Origin of the sequence: Ensifer sp. 22521 (assembly GCF_052044795.1) — a bacterium.
Lineage (GTDB): Bacteria > Pseudomonadota > Alphaproteobacteria > Rhizobiales > Rhizobiaceae > Ensifer.
The window spans coordinates 1-20291 of sequence record NZ_JBQENM010000016.1 but is presented as its reverse complement, the minus strand read 5'-3'; the positions used below and the strand labels follow the sequence as shown (position 1 = coordinate 20291).

Annotated in this window: 14 protein-coding genes and 4 pseudogenes; 5 read left to right on the top strand and 13 right to left on the bottom strand. The window is 60.5% G+C overall.

The features are described 5' to 3' along the window. Positions 1-370 precede the first annotated feature (370 nt). The 10 genes and pseudogenes from ACTJKE_RS22950 to ACTJKE_RS22905 all read right to left on the bottom strand — a co-directional run. A pseudogene (locus tag ACTJKE_RS22950) lies at positions 371-1342 on the bottom strand (lactate dehydrogenase); the annotation flags it as partial. Further along, a pseudogene (locus tag ACTJKE_RS22945) lies at positions 1341-3119 on the bottom strand (lactate dehydrogenase); the annotation flags it as partial. The pseudogenes ACTJKE_RS22945 and ACTJKE_RS22950, both read right to left, overlap by 2 nt. 116 nt (positions 3120-3235) lie before the next feature. After that, a complete protein-coding gene (locus tag ACTJKE_RS22940) occupies positions 3236-3637 on the bottom strand; it encodes a DUF3085 domain-containing protein (protein ID WP_427143201.1) in 402 nt (133 codons plus the stop codon). A gap of 11 nt (positions 3638-3648) precedes the next feature. Next, on the bottom strand, positions 3649-4254 hold the full coding sequence (locus tag ACTJKE_RS22935) for a DUF1419 domain-containing protein (RefSeq protein ID WP_427143200.1): 606 nt from the start codon (positions 4252-4254) through the stop codon (positions 3649-3651). Positions 4255-4376: 122 nt separating this feature from the next. Continuing rightward, positions 4377-5381 (bottom strand): DUF3991 and toprim domain-containing protein, encoded by a 1005-nt coding sequence (locus ACTJKE_RS22930; RefSeq protein WP_427143199.1) that lies wholly within the window; start codon positions 5379-5381, stop codon positions 4377-4379. Positions 5382-5553: 172 nt separating this feature from the next. Beyond that, positions 5554-5730, bottom strand: a complete 177-nt coding sequence (locus ACTJKE_RS22925) for a hypothetical protein (RefSeq protein WP_183940258.1) — start codon at positions 5728-5730, stop codon at positions 5554-5556. A 286-nt stretch (positions 5731-6016) separates the two neighbouring features. Continuing rightward, complete coding sequence (locus ACTJKE_RS22920; protein WP_427143198.1) at positions 6017-6217, bottom strand: LuxR C-terminal-related transcriptional regulator; 201 nt, start codon at positions 6215-6217, stop codon at positions 6017-6019. 417 nt (positions 6218-6634) lie between these two features. Beyond that, a complete protein-coding gene (locus tag ACTJKE_RS22915; RefSeq protein ID WP_440692558.1) occupies positions 6635-8068 on the bottom strand; it encodes an NAD(P)(+) transhydrogenase (Re/Si-specific) subunit beta in 1434 nt (477 codons plus the stop codon). Between the two features lie 16 nt (positions 8069-8084). Next, positions 8085-9677 carry a Re/Si-specific NAD(P)(+) transhydrogenase subunit alpha gene (locus tag ACTJKE_RS22910; protein ID WP_440692556.1) on the bottom strand — a complete coding sequence of 531 codons (1593 nt, stop codon included), beginning with the start codon at positions 9675-9677 and terminating at the stop codon, positions 8085-8087. Positions 9678-11605: 1928 nt separating this feature from the next. Beyond that, positions 11606-12892 (bottom strand): annotated as a pseudogene (locus ACTJKE_RS22905) (IS701 family transposase). 297 nt (positions 12893-13189) lie between these two features. Between ACTJKE_RS22905 and ACTJKE_RS22900 the strand changes: the two are divergent. Continuing rightward, positions 13190-13642, top strand: a complete 453-nt coding sequence (locus tag ACTJKE_RS22900; RefSeq protein WP_064334239.1) for an SgcJ/EcaC family oxidoreductase — start codon at positions 13190-13192, stop codon at positions 13640-13642. A 139-nt stretch (positions 13643-13781) separates the two neighbouring features. Next, positions 13782-14390, top strand: coding sequence for a YqhA family protein (locus tag ACTJKE_RS22895; RefSeq protein ID WP_427143578.1), 609 nt, complete (start codon positions 13782-13784; stop codon positions 14388-14390). 6 nt (positions 14391-14396) lie between these two features. Here ACTJKE_RS22895 and ACTJKE_RS22890 read toward each other — a convergent pair whose 3' ends face one another. Beyond that, positions 14397-14795: a transposase gene (locus ACTJKE_RS22890; RefSeq protein WP_440637126.1), complete on the bottom strand. Its 399-nt coding sequence runs from the start codon at positions 14793-14795 to the stop codon at positions 14397-14399. Between the two features lie 7 nt (positions 14796-14802). After that, positions 14803-15385: pseudogene (locus ACTJKE_RS22885) on the bottom strand (maleate cis-trans isomerase family protein); the annotation flags it as partial. Positions 15386-15843: 458 nt separating this feature from the next. On the opposite strand from ACTJKE_RS22885, the gene ACTJKE_RS22880 reads away from it, so the two are divergent. The 3 genes from ACTJKE_RS22880 to ACTJKE_RS22870 all read left to right on the top strand — a co-directional run bounded on the left by ACTJKE_RS22880 (position 15844) and on the right by ACTJKE_RS22870 (position 19071). After that, complete coding sequence (locus tag ACTJKE_RS22880) at positions 15844-17205, top strand: flavin monoamine oxidase family protein (RefSeq protein WP_427143579.1); 1362 nt, start codon at positions 15844-15846, stop codon at positions 17203-17205. Between the two features lie 118 nt (positions 17206-17323). Continuing rightward, positions 17324-17674, top strand: coding sequence for a RidA family protein (locus ACTJKE_RS22875; protein ID WP_440637129.1), 351 nt, complete (start codon positions 17324-17326; stop codon positions 17672-17674). A 17-nt stretch (positions 17675-17691) separates the two neighbouring features. After that, the gene (locus ACTJKE_RS22870) at positions 17692-19071 is read left to right on the top strand and encodes an NAD(P)/FAD-dependent oxidoreductase (RefSeq protein ID WP_427143581.1); all 1380 of its coding nucleotides are present in this window, start codon (positions 17692-17694) and stop codon (positions 19069-19071) included. A gap of 80 nt (positions 19072-19151) precedes the next feature. On the opposite strand, the gene ACTJKE_RS22865 is transcribed toward ACTJKE_RS22870, so the two are convergent. Then, a partial coding sequence (locus ACTJKE_RS22865; protein WP_440692554.1) for an electron transfer flavoprotein-ubiquinone oxidoreductase occupies positions 19152-20291 on the bottom strand: 1140 nt, incomplete at its 5' end.

The following is a 20291-nucleotide window of genomic DNA, read 5'->3' as shown; positions in this document are numbered from 1 at the left end:
ACGAGTGGCCGGGATGCGGAGACGGCGGTTGAGCGGAAGCGGCGACCGGTGGACCGATCTGCGACCGGGTTCCTCCCCTTCTTTTCTCCCTTCCTCTCGCGTCGCGAACGGAAATGAGCGCGTCAGCGCTGGATGGATAGGACAAAAAAAAATGGGCCAGCGGAAACCGCGGCCCATGAAGTGTGAAGGTCAATAAACCTCCAGAGGGGAACAGCTGGTGCGGCGGCACTGGGAGGAAAACCGCCATGTGCATCAGCTATATGCACAATGCCTGATTATTGATCAGAGGGGAAACATTTATTGTGCAATGCAGCCATGCACATGCTGCACTGCACCCAGATCCCCGATCTTCTTGGTGGTCGCGTTGCCCTCACGCAGCCTGCGCGTCTTGCTCGGCGCTACTGCGCGCTTCCGCGGCAAGCGCGGCCTCGACCTCCCGAAGCTGCCGGCGCTTCTCGGCAAGTTCTTCGGCGAAGGCGAACACGCCGCCCTCGCGGGAGCGATAGGAAGCCAGCCGCCTGTGGGCTTCGTCCAGTCGATGACGATAACGCTGCCGCTCTTCCTCAAATCCGTCGAGCGCGTGTTCGAGGCGGGAGATCGCGCCAAGCGGCGTCACCGTGACTGCCAGATCGATCTCGTAATCGGCGCCCGTCCGCTGAAGCAAGGTCGTGTAGCGATAGCCATCGCCCTTACCGAAGCGTTCGCCGGAATAGACCAGATCGAAGCCGCCGATCGCGGCTATGGCGATTTCGCCCTCCTGCTGAAGTTGGACCAGCGTGAGGATTTCCTTCATCAAGGCGCGACCGGCGGCCTTCCGCTCGTCGAAGAGCCCACCGATGACAGTCATGGCAAAGGCGTCGGCCGCCGTCGGAACAAGGCGATCGATGTCCTTGCCGACTTCCGCAATCCGTCGCTCCGAGATCTCGATATCGCGTTCGGCGTCACGGATCTGCCGGCGAACCGCATATTGATCGTCGTCATGGGCGGCGCGCAGTCGTTCGAGCCGGGCAATGTCCGCCTCGAGACCTGCCTTCAGCATCAACCGCTCGTCGCCGGAGGCAATCGCCTTGGCCATCGCGAATTGATTGGCCGCCCCTTCGCCGAGATCCTCAAGCCGCCGGATCGAGGTGTCGCCGGAAAGTGCTGCCGCAATGAAGCGGGCCTTGCGTTCGTTGTTTTGCCACATCGAAGCGTCGAGCGAGCCTTGCGTGGCATAGGCGAAGATATCGACTTCATCGTGCTGATTGCCCTGGCGCACGATCCGGCCCTCGCGCTGCTCGATGTGAGAGGGCAGCCATGGGACATCGAGATGATGCAACGCCTTGAGCCGGAGCTGCGCATTCGAGGTCATAGTCCTCGATGGAGGCGACCAGCCAGCAATCGGGATCATCGCGAAATGGCTGCAGGTTCGGCTGGCGATGCGTTTCGCGCACCTCTCCGGTTTCGGGATCCTCGGTCACCGAAACGGTCGTGTGGTTGATCGGCCCGAAGTCGCGGACAAAGTTCGACCAGGCGATCCGCAGCCGCACTTGGCAGTCGCGCCATGGGCGATCCAGTTCCTGGGCTTTCAGGACCTCGCGCACCGCATCGCGGATCGGGATGAGCTTGCGAATGATGCGGACGTGCTTTTCCGAAAGTCCCTCGGCGCTTCGAGCCTTGCGCACATGCGTCGCGACCGGTGCGCCGTCAACGACCTGCATGAGGCCATGCCTGACATCGACGAAATAGCTGCCTTCGCGCACCTTGGCATTGTCGGGGCGCAGATCGACGATCTCGGCAAGCTCGTCCTCCAGATCGATGTCGATGGCGGTCGGCTCGCCGTCATAGAGGTCTTCCGGGAGAAGAGCGATCGCTGCCGTCAGCGCCGCGTCGAGCACCTCGCCGGAGCGTGGCCGGCACGTATAGGTCTCGCCGAATGGGCCGGAGGTCAGGGCGTGATCGCCGAGCACCAACTCCGGATGCTGGGCGAACCATCGGTTTACGCGGATTGCATCCTCGTCCTCGATCGCTGGCCGGACCTCCTGCAGGTCGAGCCAGGAGAGGTCACCTTCCGGCTCGCCTGCCTTTCGCTTGCGGAAGAAGAGGATGTCGACCACGACATCCGTACCGGCCTCACGCCGAAAACTGCCTTCGGGCAGTCGGATCGCGGCGACCAGGTCAGCGGACTTGACGATGTGCTCGCGTGCGGTGCTATCCACCTTGTCCAGCGTGCCGGCGCTGGTGACGAAGGCGGCCAGGGCTCCCGGTTTCAGGAGATCGATCGACCGAGCGATGAAGTAGTCGTGGAGGCGTAGACCGAGCGAACGATAGTGCCGGTCGGAGCGAACCGTCCGATCGGAGAAAGGCGGATTGCCGATGGCAAGATCGTAAATCGCATTGAGGTCGGTACGCGCGAAATCGCCATTGATGATGCGCGCCTTCGGCTGCAGCAGTTTGACGATGCGCGCGGTGACGGGATCGAGCTCGACACCGGTGACGTAGCTCAACCCGCGGTACTCTTTCGGCATCAGCGCCGGAAACAGGCCTGTTCCGATCCCCGGTTCCAGTACGCGGCCGCCACGCCAGCCTAGCCGCTGCAAGCCCGCCCAGATCGCGCGAATGATGAACTCGGGCGTGAAGTGGGCATATTGCGTGCATCGGGCAAGCGACGCGTATTCGCCCTCGCTGACGGCCGATTCTAGCGATGTACCAAGATCGTCCCAACCGTCACGGAAGTCGGTTTCCCCCGGCCGCCGGAACATGCCGTTTGCCAGTTCGCCGGCGCCGAAGCCGGTGAACCGGATCAGCCTCACTTGGGCTTCCGGAGTTGCGGGCAAGTCCAGGTTCTCGAGTTCGTGTGCCGTGAGGATCGCGGCAACGTTGATGCGCGCCCTTTCCTTCCAGGTCGCGGCAAGTTTGCGATCACCGTCGTCGAGATAGAAGTTGGCGCGCTGGCCCTGCTTTCGCGGGAGCGGCCGGTTGGCCGCCGGCAGAGCCCGCGCAGGCGTAGGAGAGGGCGGCGTCGGATCGGGCTCGTCGTCATTGGCGGCAAAACCGCCGAACGCGGTGACGCCAAGACCAAGGCCTGATGACAATGCGCTGCTGCCTGATATATCGAGACCGAAGGGATCGTTGCTCATCGAAAGCTCCTTGTGAGCGAGCGTCATCGAGCCGCCGCAAGGGACGGTCGAGGGAACGCGAAGAGGTGGAAGGTGCCGCCGCCTGCATGGGCGGCGCGGCTATGGTCGACCGAGTGCTAGTCGCGCCCGATCAAGAACAGCTGCATGGTGTCGGCCACGAAAGCGATGCGGAGATGCGTGGCATTGGGGCTTGCCGCAATCATCGCCTCTAGCTGGCCGGCGTCGAGGAAATCGACACCGTCGTCGCCACCGAACGTCCGGCGCTTGACCTCGAACCAGTCGTCGTTGGTGGCAGGATTGCATTCCTCGGCATAGACGACGAAGGGCTTCTGGCCGCCGGCAAGCTTGCCGTTCGAGAGGAGATAGACCCCCTGATCTCCGACCAGAAAGACGCCCGGCTGTTCGTCCTTGCCAGGCTTCAGTCCATAATAGGGGTTGCGAAAGCCGCCATTGGCTTCGGCATCGGCGCGGCCACGCGCGATCACCTCGCGCACGGATGCAACCGGAAAGGTGAGCATGGTTGCTCCTCTCAAGCCGCGATCGGCGCGGGGAGGTGGCGCAGTTGCACCGGCAGCTTCGCGGCGATCTCGTCGTCGCTGAGGTCTTCCAGCAGCTTCAGAAACGTGCCGCCTTTCCCGCCGTAGAGCATCACCGTGCGTTTGCCGCGCGAGGCCTCCGGCCAGCGCTCGCCGGCATAGCCGCGATAGTCGTCCGCCGTGCTGCTCCAGATATGCTCGAGCCGTTCCTCGCGCGTCATGGCCCGGACCGGGCGGCTCTCGCGCTCGATAATCGCAACGCGCATGGCCTCGACGGAGGCTTGATCGGCAAGGTCGCAATAGCCGTGGAAATAGCGGATCGCTTCGTCAATCCGGAGTGCAAAGAAGACACTCGTGACCGAGCCGGTGAGGAACTCGCGCATCGCGAACATCGAACCGCGGATCCAGAGCGGCGGCAGGATTTCGAACATATAGTCGTGCTCGGCCTCGCCGATCTCGAACCACTCGCCGGCATAGAGCGGCGTGGCGTCGTCGTCCCAGCGGTTGGGCCGTTGGTGATGACGGTCGAACATGCGGAACATCTGCGAACGATTTGCGGTGCCCTGGAAGACTTTTCGGACTGCGGGAGAGGGGTTCATCTGCGGCTCCTTCGGAGGCGGACCGAAGCGCAGCACTGTCCTTACGACCTTGCCATCCTCTTCAGTCCTTCATGACCACTTCCGGGCCGCCGGCATCGCAGCTGCCGGGGTCAAGGGCCGGCTTAAGCCGGGCGCAGCCTCCCTTGACGCGGGCGGCGCGAATCCGGCACGCCTTCTCCTTCTTTCCTTTCCCTCTTTTCCTCCTCCCTGATCTTCAGGGTTTCATTCCAATCCTCCTCGGGCGGCCGAAGCCGCGCCCAGTCGCAGCCTGCATCCTCGGCGAGCGCCCGCAGTCGCTCGGCAAACATGTCGCCCTGAGGATTGGCGTCGGTCGCCGCAACCATCTGGACGCCAGGCCTTGCAGCCAACTCCCGCATCGCCGCCTCCGTGGTCGGCGACCAGCCGCCACCAGTGCTGAGATAAAGTGTGCCCTCCCGCAAACCTTCGATCGCCGCGAGGCTCATGGCGTCGATTGCGGCTTCCGTGACAGCCAGGCGTAATGCGCTGTCTGAACCGAGACGGAAAAGGACCTGCATTCCTCCGGAGGCAAAACCCCGGTATTGCCGACCGCGCGACTCCCAGCCGGTCAGAACCCCGGCATGGTCTCTGTGCGCCGCCCACATGCTGCCTTGTGGACCTTCCCGCAGCAGGTTCGCTTTGATCGCCGCTTTGAGCAAAAAGGTTGGAAGGTAACGCTCAGCGTTGAGGTAGCGCCATGTCGATGAATCCGGCCAGGGACGGCGGCGAGCTTGCCAACGATCGGGAAGCGAGAGGTCACATCTTTCGCCATCCCTTCCGGGCTGCCACTCCGGCTCCGTGATCTGAAACCCGACGAGATCTGCAACCCGCCCGGCGCCTTCGAGAAAACCGACATGATCGAGGTGTTCGACGAGCCGGAACACATCGCCCTTCGCTTCGGACAGAGGGTCGAACCATCCGCGCCCTTCATAGGTGACGATAATGATCTCGCCGCCGCGCCGGAACTTGACCGCCCGCCGCGTGCTCTCCTTCGCGTCTATTGCAAACCCGGCATGCTCAAGCACCGCCGCACAACTGACCTGCTCGCGCAGCGCTTCAATCTCTCTTCTCTTCATCTTTCTTCCGATCGCCCAGCGATCGGCCTCCATAATCCTTGCCTGCCCGTTGGTTCACCGACGCCTTTCGGCAGGCCGCGAAGAGCAAAGACCGCAAGGGCGCGGGCATGCAATTGTCGGATCATGCAAGCCAGCGCTCGGCCGCGGCGGAGCTTCCCTTGCGGCCTGCCGCTCGCAAGCGGCACGCCAAGGGCGTAAAGCCGGCTCAATGGGCCGGCCAGGGCATGTACTCATGCACGACCGCCAGGTCGTCGTCGGCGTCGATCTCGTCGGACGGAAGGACGCCGTATTCGCCGTCGACCTCGAAGAGGGTCACCGGGACCATTAGGTCACGGGAGAGCTGGAAGGCGTGGGACTGGGCGAGAGAGAGATCGTGCGACATGTGAGAGGCTCCTTCGGGAGCGGGCCAATTCCCGCTCGATGGCTCCTCAAAAGGCACGGGGTCCGGGCGCGATCACCGCGACGCGAAGCGGAAGCGGCCGCAGCTTGCTAGCGGACCCCTCGTGGGTTGATCGTGGAAGATCCGGAACCGGGCCAGGACGCCATCAAAAGGGAGCGGGATTGGCTTGCTTCCGTTTGGGACCCAACCTTCGCCGCACGGCTTTCGCGCTTACAGACCTGAGGCAATCCCCACATTCACGCGGTACCCACATCGCGATCCTGTCAAATCAATCGGACTCAGAAAGGTTTGCTTTCCTAAGGGCTTCCGCAATTGATTTTGCCTCAAGCGACACAAGGGCGCGCTCAAGGGAAAGCTCGATCTCAGAGATGCTCTTGCCCTCAAGCAAGGCGATTTCGGCGAGTGTCTTTCCTTGAGCCACCCACCGAAGGCAGGCCTTTTCAAAAGGGGGAAGCATACTTGCTTTCATCAATCATCCACATGTTATGTTATATCATATCGCATAATCAAGTTTATGGAACTGGACGGTGATTTGAGCAGTGTTGCTTTGCCTACAACTGATCTCACAAAAGCAAAAATGTAACACACAGCCCATTTTCGGAATTGCAACGGCCAATCAAACGAACTAGTTCGTCGAAGCATCGTCTTTCAAAGCGCAGTTTTCAGTCACTCACCAACTTTCACTGCCAAAACCTCTGAACTTCATATTCGACTCTGCCCGTAGCGGGCGGCTACGACGCGAGCGAGATGGCCTAGGTGGCGGGAGCGATCCCGTTGGAGGTGCGTGCCGCGCTTGCATTGTTTGGCGCGGGCCTTTCCTGCCACAAGGCGGTCGTATCGAGCTCCAACTTTTCGGGGATCCCTTTTTTCATCGCGAATTCCCCGCTCATGCCAGCGCCGGCAGCAGCTGGTCGATACTCTTCTTGGCGTCGCCATAGAACATGCGAGTGTTGTCCTTGTAGAACAGCGGGTTCTCGATGCCGGAGTAACCGGTGCCTTGCCCGCGTTTGGAGACGAACACCTGCTTGGCCTTCCAGACTTCGAGCACCGGCATGCCTGATATCGGCGAGTTCGGATCCTCCAGGGCCGCCGGATTGACGATGTCGTTGGAGCCGATGACGATGACGACATCCGTTTCGTGGAAGTCCTCGTTGATCTCGTCCATCTCCAGCACGATGTCGTAGGGAACCTTGGCCTCGGCAAGCAGCACGTTCATGTGGCCCGGCAGACGACCGGCAACCGGGTGAATGGCGAAACGCACATTCTTGCCGGCAGCCCGCAGCTTGCGGGTCAGTTCCGAGACCGACTGTTGGGCCTGCGCCACCGCCATGCCGTAGCCCGGCACGATGATGACGCTGTCGGCGTCGTTGAGGGCTGCGGCCACGCCATCGGCATCGATGGCGATCTGCTCGCCGGTGATTTCCATGGCCGGACCCGTGGTTGCGCCGAAGCCGCCGAGAATGACCGACACGAAAGAGCGGTTCATCGCCTTGCACATGATGTAGGAGAGGATCGCACCCGAGGAGCCGACGAGCGCACCGGTGACGATCAACAGGTCGTTTCCGAGCGTGAAGCCGATGGCGGCGGCCGCCCAGCCGGAGTAGGAGTTGAGCATCGACACGACCACCGGCATGTCGGCGCCGCCGATGCCCATGATCAGGTGGTAGCCGATGAAGAAGGCGGCGAGCGTCATGACCAGCAGCGTCCAGGTTCCGGCGCCATTGACGTAGAGCACCAGCAGCACGAGCGAAAGAAGGGCCGCCCCGGCATTGAGCGCATGGCCGCCGGGCAGCTTCTTCGCCTTGCCGTCCACCTTGCCGGCGAGTTTGCCGAAGGCGATGACCGAGCCGGTGAAGGTGACGGCGCCGATGAAGACGCCGAGGAAGACCTCGACCTTCATGATCGACAATTCGACCGGTTCCTTGTGGGCGAGGATCGCCGCAAACCCGGTCAGCGCGGAGCGGGCGGCCTCATCGAGACCGGCGACATGCGCCGCCTCGATATGGGCGTTGAAGCCGATGAAGACGGCGGCAAGGCCGACGAAGGAATGGAGCGCCGCGACGAGCTGCGGCATCTCCGTCATCTGCACGCGGGCGGCGACATAGGCGCCGAGCACCGCGCCGCCGGCAATCATCAGCACGACGATGAACCAGTTGCCGACGTCAGGCCCGAAGACCGTGGCAATGACGGCAAGCGCCATGCCGACGATACCGTACCAGACGGCGCGCTTGGCGCTTTCCTGGCCCGAAAGGCCGCCGAGCGAGAGGATGAAGAGAACTGCTGCCGCGATGTAGGCGGCCGAAACGATACCGATGGTCATGACAGTTTCCTCCCGCTCACGACTTCTGGAACATGGCGAGCATGCGCCGGGTGACGAGGAAGCCGCCGACGATGTTGATCGTGGAGATCAGCACCGAAAGCGCCGCCAGCACCACCACCAGCCAGCTACCCGAGCCGATCTGCAGGAGCGCGCCGAGGATGACGATGCCGGAGACGGCGTTGGTGACGGCCATCAGCGGCGTGTGCAGCGAGTGCGAGACGTTCCAGATGACCTGGAAGCCGACGAAGCAGGCAAGCACGAAGACGATGAAGTGGCTCATGAAGGCGGACGGCGCATAGGCGCCGACGATGAGCAGCAGCGCCGTTCCGACGGCGAGCAGCACCAGCTGGCTCTTGGTCTGCGCCTTGAAGGCTGCCGCTTCCGCGGCGCGCCTTTCCTCCGGCGTCGGCTCCTTCACCTTTTCCTTCGGCTTCTGCGCGGCGATGGCCGCGATCTTCGGCGGCGGCGGCGGGAAGGTGATCGCGCCGTCGAAGGCGACGGTCGCACCGCGGATGACGTCATCCTCCATATTGTGCACGACCGTGCCGTCCTTGCCGGGCGTCAGGTCGGCCATCATGTGGCGGATGTTCGTGGAATAGAGCGCCGAGGACTGCGCGGCCATGCGGCTCGGGAAGTCCGTATAGCCGATGACGGTGACGCCGTTCGGCGAAACGATCTTCTGGTCGGCGACCGTCAGGTCGCAGTTGCCGCCACGTTCGGCGGCAAGGTCGACGACGACGGAGCCCGGCTTCATCGCCGCGACCATGTCGGCCAGCCACAGCTTGGGCGCGTCGCGACCGGGGATCAGCGCCGTGGTGATGACGATATCGATCTGAGGCGCAAGCTCGCGGAACTTGGCAAGCTGCTTCTCGCGGAACTCCGGCGAAGACGGGGCCGCATAGCCGCCGGTGGCAGCGCCATCCTGCTGACCTCCCCCCTCACCATTGGCGAAATCGAGATAGACGAACTCGGCTCCCATGCTCTCGATCTGTTCCGCAACCTCGGGACGCACGTCAAAGGCATAGGTCTGTGCACCAAGCGAGGTGGCGACACCGATCGCGGCAAGACCGGCAACGCCCGCACCGATCACCAGGACCTTTGCCGGCGGCACCTTGCCGGCCGCCGTCACCTGGCCGGTGAAGAACCGGCCGAAATTGTTGCCGGCCTCGATCACCGCGCGATAGCCGGCGATATTGGCCATCGACGACAGCGCATCCATCTTCTGGGCGCGACTAATGCGCGGAACCATGTCCATGGCGATGACGTTGGCGCCCTTCGCCTTGGCAAGCTCCAGCAGCTCGGTATTCTGGCCGGGATAAAAGAACGAGATCAGCGTCTTGTCCGCAGACAGATACGCGACCTCGCTCGGTTCGGGCGGCCGTACCTTGACGACCACATCTGCCGAAGCCCACAGCGCCTCTGCCGACGGGGCCACCTCAACGCCTGCGGCGCGATAGGCATCATCGGAGAAACCAGCCGCAACGCCAGCACCCGTTTCGATGATGCTGCTATAGCCAAGTTTCGCAAGTTGCACGGCGCTGTCAGGTGTCAGCGCCACACGCGACTCGCCCGTATTGATCTCCCGAGGTGCCCCAACCTTGTTTGACATACTTATTATACCTCTCGAAATTATCGGTTTATCGCGTGGTAAGAGGTTTCTTTGTTAATCTTGAAAGTCCATCCAAGCCACTATCGTGTCGGGGATGGCGTCGGAATTTCATCTCACACATCATCAAGTGGGTATTCCCATAAATCCTAATTCTTCCAGAGGTGTATTATCAACTTTGGCAGCGAGGCTTGCGAGGTAATGCACGGCCTCCGAATTCGTCGGGCGCATCCAGGCCGCTTCGCCGGTGACGACCGAAGTTGACCTGTCGAAAGGGGTCGTGCGACCCCGCAATCGGCGCGGCATTCAAGCCATCGGAAACACGGCCAAGCGGATGATCAAGGTTTGGACTTTCTAGTGGCACGATCGCCTTGCCGCGCGGACCACCGATTGCTGCGAGCGCCCAACCGAGCCAGCGTCGGGGTGGCATGGTTGTTCAATAGATAAAAAGCACATCTCTATCGTACCATGTCCCATGTTTATTCCATTCTTGAATAATTAACAATGCTGAAATTGTCAACCTCATCAAGAATTGTCCACGTACATGGGGATTCGTAGCGGAAATCTTTTATACTATTGAATAATTAATCCGAGGTCCGCCATATTTGGACACCAGCAGAGGTTAATGGCCGGAGGCAGTATAACCGAAGCCGCCGGGCGTACGTCCAAAGAACTTGCTGCCGCCCCGGCAAGTAACACTCCTCCACTGGACGGAAGGCGTCATGAAACGGTTCTTCCCTGCTGCCGAAAAAGCAGCAGATGAGCACTTGGTTGACGCCCGCCCCGTTGGTAGTGTCGATGTGCGCCTATCCAGGCGCTGCCAGCCGGTCGCGCGTGGAATATTGGAGGGCGCCGCTTTCGCGATTGTGGAGAACCTGGTGAGCCGTGGACAACCGAACTTATAGGACGGCCTTCCGCTCATGCGGGCCGATCTTCTCATGCATCATGACCGGCTTCCTTCTGGTGTGAGGCACCCCCACGCAGTTTGCGTGATCGAAGAACGCGCACACCATGAGCGCCGTCAGCGCCTGGTGTGTTTCCTCCGGCCAATGCAGGGTCCCCGCTGTCTTCCCGGGCCGAAAACAGATCGAACTGATATGTCATGGACTGGCGGGGCTGGATATCTCTCCGACTCGTTCCGTGAGAGACCAATGCTGCGCCCATTAACGCAGATTGTGATCACGCAAGAGCATCTTTCGACAATCCTGCCAAAGCCTTCAGGCTTGCAAGATCGACGTGCGGGACCGGTAGGCTGCGCCAACAATGACTCGCAGATCGATCCTCGAGGGATTTCTAGAAGTCGATTAGAGGAAGCACCAGAATAACTGCAGAAAATCAGCGCCCTTTGGACAGCATCTCACGGACTTGAACGAGCCACCGTGACCAGGGGTGCCACGGATACGACCGCTGGCCGGTATGGAGCTACGCGGACCTCGTGCAAAGTCAGCTCGACGAGCCCTACTCTCACCGATTTTCGTCCTTACCGTTCGCTGACCTCCTCACACGCCGACGATCCGTCCTGACTTTAGCTCATCACCTGCTACGCTGCAGCCAGAGCGGAATCCTTGTAATCTTCGTTCTTGGTCGTCATTGAAGGTCACCATGGTGGGCGCGAAAGCCTCGACTGCCATAGCGGTCCCACGCCGGGCACGGACATGAGGCGGGCGGTGCTCTGCGCAGTGGATGATCACGACGAACTCGATCCTCCAGATCGACATAGCTGAAGAGTTCACCCGCCCTCACATCGCCGCCGCGCATGCATGACTCCAAAACTCGACGTGAGTGAAATCACGGCGAAAGCCTCCAGGCCAGCTTCTTTTTAAACAGCCTGCTAATCTTACTGCGTCACAAGTTTGTAGATTTTAGCGGCATTGATCCTGGTGCAGCATGGACATCTCTGAAGGTTGCGACTGAGTGCGACGGTCAAGTGCCTACGGACGGTTGCGATCGAATTTGGCGTGTGTCGTTCGGGTCGGATCGGGGGATCCGCGGGGTCGGTAACCTTCGGGAACGTTAGGTTCCGGGCGGTTTTTGGTTTTGTTCGGCGCTGAGGGGGGAATCTTCTCCCTTTGGGAGATGAGGAATCCGTTAGCGGCAATGCAAAGGCTTGCATGATGATGGAAGCCGCGCCAGCCGCGCCCCCTCGTAATGGCCGAGCCCGAGTTCCTGCTTTGAGTTCCTGATAGTCGCGCTCGATACGCCAGCGTAGCTTGGCGGTGCTGACGAGCGTTGCGAGCGAAGCGTCGGCGGCGAGAGTGGAGAGCCAGTACTTGAGCGGCTCGGTGTCGCCCTCGGGCCATTCGATCAGCAGCCATTCCTCGGCACGGGGGCAGTCAAATTGTAACCCCTGGAGGCGGGCCTGACGCGCACGGCGGCAAAGCGGGAACTGAGATCAGTGTTCGTTCCTTCCCGCCAGCCAATGGTCTGCCAGGCTTCGTGCGGCAGCTCCTGTGCCATCGCTTTCACCGATATCGGGCTGTGTTCAGGACTGCGACGCATCAGCGGGGTTGGCCGACCCTTTCCACGCCAGGGCTTGGGCTGCAATGGTTCCTCGCTGGGTCGCCAGACACTAATAAGTGTCGGTTGCCACGACATAGTCGAGGCCGAGCGCCGACAGGCCGGTGCGGAATGCGCCGTCCGCGCCATAGCCGGCGTCGGCCAAAACCACGCCGGGCGCAACTCCGTCCGCTTGAGCGGCGCGGATCTGGTCGAGCGCGATTACGGGCTTCGTCTGGAACGCGACGCTGTCAGGGATCTTCGCCTTGCGCCGCCGCGCGGGATCATCGGCCCAGATCTCGGACAAATACAGCCGATAGGCAATCGGCGAGCTCGCCGCGACGTTGGCGATCGAGAGGCTGCCCGCGACCTGGCAGTTGTCCTGCTTGCCGAGCTGGCCGCAATATTGCCGCGCAACCCCGACCGAATGCTTGCCCTTCTTGGGGAACCCGGTGTCATCCACGATCTAAGCCTCAATACGCCCATTCTGCTCGATCAGCGGCAGCACCAAGTCACGAACCCGCGCCAGGAGAGCCTCGTCAGACACGGTTGGCCGATGCCCGCGCTGGCGCCGTCGCCGCCGCCAGAGCCTCGACACTCTTGCGGTCCACCGGTAGCATTAGTCCGAGGCAATAATCGTTGAGCGGCTCCGCCCGATCGGCGTGCCCGATCACATCGACCGGCTTATGGACATAAGCCGCAAAGGCTGCTTCACTTCCCATGCTCAGGCCATTCATCTCAGCGTTCTCCTGCTGACTACGAATCGCTTACGCTAGCACAGCATTGCTCAGCGAGAATCCCAGGATTTGTGACTCAGTAAGACTAAGCAACCGGATATCGCTCCGCCGAGCCGACTTCCGCCGCCGAAGAGCTCCCAATTGCGCTCAACTTATCCATATCGCGCACTGTTCGCGCCCGGCGACCACAAATCATTCGGAACGATCTGGACTGCATAGGCTGGGATAACTACGTCGCGCCTCCGCATTGCGGATAGAAAACAAACGTTGATGGAGACTGAGATGAAAAGACACTTACTCGCCGCTTCCTTCGCGGCTCTGCTGGCGACGCCGGCCCTTGCCACCGAATGCACGCCGATCACTAAAACACAGGTCGAGCATCTGTTTGATCGATGGAATGCCTCTCTATCGACGCTTGATCCCGAAAAGGTCGTAGAAAATTATGCAGCTGATGCCCTTCTTCTGCCTACGCTTTCGAACAAACCACGCCTGACCCAGAAGGAACGCGCCGAATACTTCGCTGAATTCCTGCAAAAGCATCCCAAGGGGGAAATCGACAGCCGGACGATCAAACTCGGCTGCAACGATGCCATCGACACGGGCATCTACACCTTTACGTTGAAGGACGGCACCGAGGTCCCTGCGCGTTATACCTTCACCTACGAATTCAAGAACGGCAAATGGCTGATTTCGTCGCATCATTCTTCTGCCATGCCTGAAAGAGAGCCTAGCTGAGCTTTTAGGGAGTGTCTGAATCACCGGCACTCCCGCCTCCCTTTGCAATCAGAGAACGGGCGCCGAACCTTTAATCTCCTGAAGCAAATATAAAATCGACGATGCATCCTCTCCAGAAACCGAGTAGATATGTATAGTTATGAAGTCATTGGAAATGCTCATCGAGCGCGTCATTCTGTATAGACGCTGGATACTCGTTATTTTTTACTTTGGATTAGCTGCAGCGCTGGCGCTCTATAGCGTTTCATTCGGATGGAAATTCATCAAGCTAGCGGGTTCTGTTTTGGATGACAGCGCAGAAGACATGATCCTGTCTATATTATGGCTGATTGATGGCGCATTGGTCGGCGGGCTGATCGTTATGGTGATGATTTCTGGCTACGAGAACTTCGTAAGTCGATTTGATGAAGCGGAGAAACACTACGACCGCGAGGTCTCGTTCATGGGTAAGCTTGATTCCGGGAGCTTGAAGATCAAGGTCGCTTCATCCATCGTTGCTATCTCGTCGATACATCTGCTTCAAATTTTTCTGAACGCGGGCCAATACGAGAGCTCCCAGCTCATGGTATTGACCGGTATACATCTGGCGTTTGTGGTGTCCGCTTTGCTGATGGGGCTGCTTGAAAATATCATGAAAACACGCATAGCTTGCATCGCATTGGCGCTGCAGCATCCCCTCGTGAGTAGAGAGCCAAGATTGCTGTGGGGCGACCTCGCCATCATCCGGGTGGCGGGCGGATCGAACTGAGCGCGTTCAACGCAGCGGGCGAAAGCCTGCAACGTGCCGGCGTGTTTGCTGAAAAGAGTAGCCGAGCGAGTGGCGCAGTTCGATGTAACCTTCGGCCTTCTCACGGAGGAATTCTGCGACTGAGAAGAGGCCCATGATGTCGCCGAGCGCCTGCGTAATCGTATCGAAGCTTCGAGCGGCTCGCTTTCGCAGAAGCGCTTTGAGTTTTGAGAATGCCATTTCGATGGGGTTCAGGTCCGGCGAATAAGGCGGCAGGAAGAGAAGCCACGCCCCTTTCGCCTTGACCAACTGTTCGGCACGCTCGCTTTTATGGAAACCGACATTGTCGAGGATGACGACATCGCCTTTTGACAACGTCGGGGCAAGCTGGGTGTCGACCCATGTTTCGAAGATGCGGCAGTTCATCGGCGCATTGACGATCCATGGCGCGCTCAACCGCCAGCGAGGGCATCTGAACGCAGGCGGACAGCACGATGGCATCGACATCGCTTGTGTCCATCGAACGGACGATGCCGGGCAGCTTCATCGGATCGTGGGCGGCCACCGCGAGGTTGTCAGAGATCTCCAGCGCCCGCCAGACGCTGACCTCGATGCCTTCGTTGCGGATGTAGTCCACGACGAGCTCAGTGAGCGGCTTCATGTAAGGCGCGACGAGCGCGATTTTCTTCGCGCCCATCGCCTGGATGCCCTCGACCAGCGCACCGGCCGACGTCACCACTGGTGCCGGATTGCCGTTGTCGACCGTCGCCTTGTGCAGGCGCTCCCGTGACTGGCGATGGTAGCCATGCCCCATTGCCATGATTGCTACCAGACAGGCATAACCCATAACATCGACGCGCGCGTCCGAAAGTTCGAGGGGCAATGGTCGCTGTCCCTGTGGCCTTCAATTCCTCGGCGGTTACATGCTTCATCCGCATGCGGGAGGAGTGAAAAGTGAACCGCTCTGGCGACACGAGTTCGCGAGCCCGCAATAGTGCCGGTATTTTCGTTTCCATCGTGATGTTGGAGCTCGGAACGATCTGACCAATACGAAAGCGCTTCATTTGCTGGACCCTTGTTTCGAGTAGGTTTCACCACATTAATTATTCATACCGTGAAATATCAAGACAAGGTAAGCCCCCAAACGCCAAATGCTTTCATTATTCCATCCGGCCAGAGAGAGTTTTGGGTGGCCCTCAAAGCGATTTGCGTCAACAGATTGATTGAAAAGTTATTTTCTCAAGTTTCCCAGCCTCATCGCCCGCCTTCCGCGCTAACCTTTTATTAGAAACGGCGACATCTAAATGGCGCGCAGAGATTGAACGGTGCTTGCCGTATACCCAGTCGTAATATAACTTTGAATAATAAATTCGGGCGCTTGAGGAGGCGATCTTACGGGCTTCACAAGATCGCGACTGCCGCATCGGCGAGCCCGTCACCGATCACGGCATGCCGTCATTGAGGGGGAATTTGCATGGAACAAGAAACCGATTTCGACGTCATCGTGCTTGGTGCCGGCTTCGCCGGCGTCACGGCGGCCCGCGAATTGAAGAACAACGGCCACAAGGTCGCCGTGCTTGAGGCGCGAGATCGCATCGGCGGGCGCGCCTGGACGTCGGACCTCGACGGCCATAAGGTTGAGTTGGGCTGTACGTGGATCCACTGGTTCCAGCCCTATGTCTGGGCAGAATTCGTTCGCTCCGGCCTGAAGCTGCATGAAGATCCCTGGTTGCCGCCGCTCACCATCTGGGTAGACGGCAAGCCGCAGGACATCGAGTTCCGTGAGTTCCGGGCGATCCTTCAAAGTGCCTGGAAGAAATTCGCCGGCGATACGCCGGATGGTCCGCGCATGGACAGGCCCTACAGTCTCGAAGCGATCGCAGAGGCTGAGGAACTCGACACGCTGAGCGTTCAGGACGTACTCGACCGGATGGGCCTATCGCCGCTCGAGAAAGCAGCCTTCGCCGCTGAGGTGAGTGCCCAGACGAACGCGCCGCTGGACCAGTCCGGATACCTGTCCCAGCTGCGCTGGTGGTCCATTTCCGGCTGGGATATTGGGCTGATGATCGATTGCCTCGCCCGCTACAAGGTCGACAGTGGCGTTACATCCCTCATCACCTATATGGCGGAACGCGCCAATCTCGACATCCGCCTCAACTCCCCCGTCGCCGACGTGGTGCAGGACGAGCGCGGCGTCACAGCAACGACCCGTGACGGCCGTCGCTTCACGGCGAAGAAACTAGTCTGCGCCGTCCCGATGAACTGTCTGAAAAACATCCGGTTCACGCCGGCGCTTGCGCAGGACAAACTAGTCCTTTCGCACGAGGAACATGCCGCAAAGGGCATGAAAGTACTGTTCCGCACGGAAGGCGAAGCCACCGGCCATGCCGTCATCGCTCCGCCCGGCACACCACTTAGCCTCCTCAACCCCATCCGTGTAGAGGGCGAAACCCGCATCTACGTCGGCTTCGGCACGGATGGCGCGGCTTTCGACCCGAAGAACCTCGACGAAGTCAACGCGGTGCTTGCCAGCCTTCACCCCGAATTGAAGGCCGTTTCGACCACCGGGCACGACTGGGCAAACGACGAGTTCTCACTTGGCACCTGGCACATGGCGCGGCCGACACAGAACGTGCGGATCGCAAAGGCCTTCAAGACGCCGGACGGCCATGTCCATTTCGCCGGCGACTATCTCGGGCGAAATTGGGTAGGCTTTATGGACGGCGCAATCGAGTCCGGCCTGCTAACTGCGGACAAGGTGGAAACTGAAATGCGCTCTGCCTCAAACCCAACGTCCTCACGTCGCTTTAAGGCGCCGCCCGGTCTCACTGGCTAACGCCGCATCGAGTGAAGCCACACTGCCTTGATCATATCTTAATTTTCGACCAGGAACTGACATGCCAAAGAAACCGCTATTTTTCCACATGCTTCCTGAGATGGAGAAGCACTATTGTATGTCAATGGCCGTTCGTGCCGGCGATTATCTTTTCATCGGTGGCCTGACGTCCACAGATGACGAAGGCAACGAAATCCATGCCGACGACCCGGCCGCGCAGATGAAGCGGATCTACGAGATCCTCGGCAGCATCCTGCCAAAGTCCGGCGGCGCGCCGCGCGATGTGGTCAGCGAAACCATCTACTACAATGTCAGTGTGGACGAGTTCAACGAGACGCTGTTCCCGCATCGCCAGGCCTTCTACGGCGAGGAGGGGCCCTCGGTCGCGGGCATGGAAGTAGTCGGCTTTACCAGCCCGGCGATCCGCGTCGAGACGACGGCCGTCGCCTATCTCCCCCAGTCAAACTGACACGAGGCACTGTGATCATGCAGGCTCACGGATCAGCGCCCCATTCGGGAAAATCCTTCTGGCTGCATGACTACGGCATGTATGCCCCGAACCATGCCGTGGATGGGCGGATCGATTGCGATGTCGCCATCATTGGCGGTGGGATCGCCGGTATGTCCACTGCCTGGCATGCGGCGAAGGACGGTACCGGCCGCATCGTGCTGATCGAAGGCGAGATCGTTGGTTTCGGGGCCAGCGGCCGCGCCGCTGGCTGGATCATGCCGCAGTTCGGTATGGATCAGTTCACTATCCGCCGAAAATACGGCCTCGAGCGCTCGAAGGCGGCGTTCGATTACTGTCTGCGCGCGATGGTCTATACACGCGAGATCATCGAGAGCAACGGGCTCCAGTGTGACTACCGGCATCCGGGTTTGATGCGGGTGGCCTTCGACGAACGCTGGGTAGACGACGCCCGCGCCCTGCAGGCGATGTACTCCGAGTTCGGCATGCAGGGGCTGCAGTGGATGGACGGGCCTAGCTTGCAGGCGGAATTTGCCGGCAATCCGAATTTCAAGGCGGCATTGTTCGATCCCAATCTTGGCCTGCTTAACCCCTGCAAGCAGGTGCGCGAACTGAAACGCCTCGCGGAGGCCGCCGGCGCGCGTGTCTACGAAAACAGCCCCGCCATTCACATCGAGCGCCTGGCATCGGGCGTCCGGATCGTCACTCCGCGCGGGGAGATTCTTGCAAGCACGGTGGTGATCGCGACCAACGCTTTCACCCACATGCTTGAAGGCCCTGTCGGACGCGAGTTACGCCGGTTTCAATCCCCGGTCTTCGCACGAGGCGCGGTGACGGAGCGCCTGACGCCCGCACAATGGCAGGCGATCGGTTGGCAGCGCGGCAATGCGATCGAAAGTACGCTCGACCTGTTCCACTACATGGCGCCCACCGCCGACGGTCGTATCCAGTTCTACTGGATCTATTACGGCGGGCACTCGATGTTCGGCGAAATGGAGCCGACGGCCAGCGCGGAGGGCGGAGAAGTTTCACTGCAGCATCTCAAGCGGATTTTCCCGCAGTTGAGCGATATTCGCATCGCCCATACTTGGGGCGGGCACATGTCCGGGACGATGGACCTGGTGCCGCACCTGACGACGCTCGGCGACCGGCGCGTGATCTATGTTGGCGGGTGCTGGGGCCATGGGCTGGCGATCAACCATCTGCACGGCCAGACCGTCTCGCACATGCTCAACGACGTCAGCAGCGACCTCACCGATTTCTGGATCGTCAACCGGACGCCGCGGAAATGGCCGCCGACCCCTTTTGACTATCTGGGCAAGGGGCTGGCTTGGAGCGCGCTGCGGAGAAAGGCTCGCCGGCAACTGGTGGGCTCCATTTTCGAGGCACCAGAATGAGGTGCACTGCCTAAAGGCAACATACGAAACGGTTGCCGGAGAAGACATCATCTATTTTATAAGCCGATGCTGTGCAAAATTCACATGTTCGGATAGACCGGGCCTTCGCCGCCCTGCGGCGGCACCCAGTTGATGTTCTGGTTCGGGTCCTTGATGTCGCAGGTCTTGCAGTGCACGCAGTTCTGCGCGTTGATGACGACGACCGGCTTGCCGTTCTTCTCCACCCACTCGTAGACGCCAGCCGGACAGTAGCGCGTCGACGGGCCGGCATAGATGTCGTGCTCGGAGCGCTTCTGCAGGCTCATGTCCTTGACCTGCAGATGCACCGGCTGATCCTCCTCGTGGTTGGTGTTCGACAGGAACACCGAGGACAGACGATCGAAGGTCAACACGCCATCGGGTTTCGGGTAATCGATCTTCGTGTGCTTTGCTGCCGGCTCGAGGCTCTGCGCATCGCTCTTGCCGTGCTTCAGCGTGCCGAACAGCGACAGACCGAACAACTGGTTGGTCCACATGTCGAGACCGCCGAGTGCCACGCCGATCGCCGTGCCAAACTTCGACCACAGCGGCTTGACGTTCCTGACCCGCTTCAGGTCCTTGCCGATGTCGGTCTGGCGCCATTCGTTCTCGATCTCGACCGGCTCGTCATTGGCCCTGCCCGACGCGATCGCTTCTGCCAGTTTGTCAGCCGCCAGCATGCCAGACAGCACCGCATTGTGGCTGCCCTTGATGCGCGGCACGTTCACGAGGCCGGCCGAACAGCCGATCAGCGCGCCACCGGGGAACGACAGCTTCGGTACCGACTGGTAGCCGCCCTCGGTGATGGCGCGAGCACCATAGGACAGCCGCTTGCCGCCTTCAAAGGTGCCGCGGATGGCCGGATGGGTCTTGAACCGCTGGAACTCCTCGAAAGGGAAGAGGTATGGGTTCTTGTAGTTGAGGTGCACGACGAAGCCGACCGCGACGAGGTTGTCTTCCAGATGGTACAGGAACGAACCACCACCGGTCTTCATGCCGAGCGGCCAGCCGAACGAGTGCTGCACCAGGCCCGGACGGTGGTTCTCGGGCTTAACCTGCCAGAGCTCTTTCAGGCCGATGCCGAACTTCTGGACGTCGCGGTCTTTCGACAGATCGAACTTCGAAATCAGCTGCTTGGCGAGCGAGCCGCGCACGCCCTCGCCGATCAGCGTGTATTTGCCGAGCAGCGCCATGCCGCGGGC